Source organism: Labrys sp. 22185 (assembly GCF_052045555.1).
Classification (GTDB): Bacteria; Pseudomonadota; Alphaproteobacteria; order Rhizobiales; family Labraceae; genus Labrys; species Labrys neptuniae.
In genome coordinates this window covers 1-2,770 of the sequence record NZ_JBQEPH010000108.1, presented here as the reverse complement: position 1 = coordinate 2,770, position 2,770 = coordinate 1, and the positions used below count along the sequence as shown (strand labels likewise).

General features: G+C 60.0%; 3 protein-coding genes. All 3 read right to left on the bottom strand.

Features of this window, described 5'->3' with window-relative positions; all coding sequences use genetic code 11:
• Positions 1-564 (bottom strand): IS110 family transposase (locus ACTJKX_RS38105; RefSeq protein WP_440728492.1); only part of this gene is annotated, 564 nt, incomplete at its 3' end.
• 108 nt (positions 565-672) lie between these two features.
• A protein-coding gene (locus ACTJKX_RS38100; RefSeq protein ID WP_440728493.1) for an IS5 family transposase occupies positions 673-1,427 on the bottom strand; the annotation gives its coding sequence in 2 pieces (ribosomal slippage) (positions 673-1,094 and positions 1,094-1,427; 756 coding nt in all).
• A 692-nt stretch (positions 1,428-2,119) separates the two neighbouring features.
• Positions 2,120-2,770: outer membrane protein (locus ACTJKX_RS38095; protein WP_440728491.1), on the bottom strand; the 651-nt coding region annotated here is incomplete at its 5' end.

The following is a 2,770-nucleotide window of genomic DNA, read 5'->3' as shown; positions in this document are numbered from 1 at the left end:
CCGCGCTCGCAGCATCGGCTCCGTGGCGGCTTCGAGCATTCGATTGCCGACTGTCAGTTCGCGGATGCGATGCTCGAATTGGCCGCGCGAGATGGCACCGACCTTCAGCCCTAAGTTCCGCAGGAGCCCACGCAGGGACATCTCCAGTGCGATCATCCCCTGCTGGATCGCTTTGCGAGCTCCGAGCACGGTACGGACCTCCTGCGCCGAAACGGATTTACAGTGAACCGGGCGGAACCAGCCCAGATGCAGCAGGCGGGCAATTCCTTCCGCGTCGCGCCGGTCAGTCTTGATCGGCATAGCCTTCAAGCCGCCCTTGACCTGCCGAGTTTCCATCAAAACGACGTCCAGACCCACCTCGGCCAATCCGCGATGCAACCATTGCGACAAAGGGCCGGCCTCGAGGCCGATGGCGGCAATGCTGCCATTCTGTTCTGCGATCCAACTCGCGAGCGCCTCCGGCTCGCTGGCGACCTGTGCCTCCTTCACGATCTTCCCATGTTCGCTGACCACGCAGATCGCGGTCTTCGCCAACGATACATCCAAACCGACAAACAGTCTCATCCCCCAGTCCTCCTGCTGATCCGATACGGGAACAGCGATAGCCTGCCCTGATCTTGCAAGCGGTGCCGAGCCGTGGGCGGCGCAGGCCCCGTTACGGCATCTCATTGATCAGAGCCAGAAGATGACGGCTGCAGCGATGCAGATAGCAGAGAAGAAGGTGTGAGCGCATCGGTCGTATCGGGTGGCGATGCGGCGCCAGTCCTTGAGCCTAGCGAAGAGGTTTTCGATCCTGTGGTGCTGGCGGTAGAGAGCCTTGTCATAGGGATAAGGGATTTTCCGACTTCGGCTCGAGGGGATGCAGGGCACGATGCCTTTGGCGACGAGCGCCTGGCGGAAGGCTACGCTGTCGTAGCCACGATCGGCGATAAGGGCTTTGGCCGACGGCAAGGCACCGAGCACGAGAGCTGCGCCTTTGTGATCGCTCATCTGGCCTTCCGAGAGCAGCATGATGATGGGGCGGCCGGTGCCATCACAGACGGTGTGAAGCTTGGAGTTCAGTCCGCCTTTGGTGCGCCCGATACGCCGGGGAACAGCCCCTTTTTGAGCAGGCTCGCCGCTGTGCGATGCGCCTTCAGATGCGTCGCGTCGATCATGATCCGCTCCGGCTTCGGCCCTTCGCCGGCGAGTCCTACGAAGATGCGGTCGAAGACACCAAGACGGCTCCAGCGCATGAAGCGGTTGTAGAGCGTCTTATGAGGCCCATAATCCTTGGGAGCGTCCTTCCACTGCAGGCCGTTGCGGATGACGTAGACGATCCCACTCACCACCCGCCGGTCGTCCACACGCGGCACCCCATGCGATAGCGGAAAATGTGGCGAGATCCGTGCCATCTGGCGCTCGCTTAGCAAAAACAAATCACCCATCAAGATCTCCTTACCAGAGACCGTGAATCACATCTCAGCACAAATTAATAGGTCCTGAGCCTAGCTCGGAAAGTGGGTAGACCGTCGCGGGTTGGACGCTCAGCCTGGGGAACCTGTGGTGGTCGATCTCCAGAGTTTTGCTTCGAACCTGAAAACGGCGTGGAGAAACGGCGAGAGACGTCCAACGCATAAACGGCCATACCGGCGGACCAAACCCTCGCCGAAGAGACCCAGTGTGTACGAGCTTTCGAGGCGCAGATAAAGGAATGGCTGAAGGAGGAGCCAACCCTCTCGGCCGCAACCATTCTGCAGCGTTTGATTGAGATCGACCCGACTCGCTTCAAAGAAAAGAACATCAGGATGGTGCAACGACTGGTGAAGACCTTGCGCATGGAAATGACTGGCCTAGAGAGATGTTTGATCCCAGAGTTTGACGGTGCAATCTTTTCACAGGAGTGGAAGGGGCCCCTATGGGGGCAGTTTCTCACTTCGGCTGAAAGAGCACGGACTTGGAAACCCAATGGTCCGCAGCCCTTAGTTAAGCCGGCTTACAAGAGAGAGGGCTGGCGCTATCGGACGGTGCTGGGCCTGACCTACCCGTTTGCATCATCGGCCGTTGCAGATCCGGCAAACAAAAACGGGGGCAAACCTGCCCCCGTTGATGCAATGAGATCCGATGCAGCAGCGTCGGATCAGAACTTGTAGTTCACACCCAGACGCACGGCGTGGAAGTCCGGCGAGGCCTTGGAGTGAAGGGTGCCGCTGCCGCGCACCGTGTAGCTGCCGAAGTTCACATACTGATATTCGATGCGGCCAGAGAGATTGTCGGTGAAGGCATATTCGAGACCGGCACCGGCCGTCCAGCCCACCTTGGTGTTGCTGTCGCTGAACGAAGCGCCGTCATAGCTGAGCTTGTAGTCGATGTTGCCATAGGCCAGACCGCCGGTGGCGTAGATCAGGAAGCGGTCATAGGCATAGCCGATGCGCGGACGCAGCGTGCCGTACCACTTGATGTCCGAGCGGGCACGACCGGGAGCGCCAGCGACCACACCATGCACGGTGTCCTTGATCTGGGCACCCTGGAAGTCGGTTTCGATACCGACCACGATGTTGTCGAACTGGTAGTTATAGCCGGCCTGCAAGCCGCCAAGGAAACCCTTGCCCGTCAGCTTGCCGATGTCGCCGAGGAAATCCGGATCGTGGATGCCGACCGTGTCGCGGCCGCCAAAAGCATAGCCGACGTTCGCACCAGCATAGAAGCCCGTCCAGGAGAACGGCAGGACAACCGGTGCCACAGGCTCAACGGGTGCAGGCGCAAGGTCGGCGGAGAAAGCTGCCGTCGA